Source organism: Dellaglioa sp. CoH-55-MRSF-8, assembly GCF_056782195.1.
Genome location: NZ_JBXAYH010000103.1, coordinates 1 through 380, shown reverse-complemented (window position 1 = coordinate 380; position 380 = coordinate 1). Strand labels below are relative to the sequence as shown.

Below are 380 nucleotides of genomic sequence, written 5' to 3'. Positions count from 1 at the left end.
CCATCGGCGTTTGTGAACGCGACGATAACGTCGGCCAGCTCGGACTTATAGACGAACATCTCCTTCTCGCCCGAGCACCCGATCTTCTCCATCATCTTCTCGATGAGTTCTACAGGGCCGCGCTTACTGAAGAACTCCTTAGTCACCTTAGGACTACTGATGGTGACCTTGAATCCGGGAGTGAGGTAGGCTGCGAGTTCAGCCCATTCGATAGCGACGGACGCCGGGAACGACTTAGCGCTGAAGATTGAGGTACTGGGTACGACCCGGATCAGGGTGCCACGTTCCGGAGTCTTACCATCCCAACGCTTTGGGCCTTTCTTCATCTTCGTGACTTCGGTCACGAGGTGGCCATTCTCGAATGCGACGTAGTACCATGC

1 protein-coding gene is annotated in these 380 nt (G+C 55.3%); it reads right to left on the bottom strand.

Features of this window, described 5'->3' with window-relative positions:
- On the bottom strand, window positions 1-380 hold a 380-nt coding region (locus AC1RPW_RS08105), incomplete at both ends, for a hypothetical protein (RefSeq protein ID WP_481769457.1).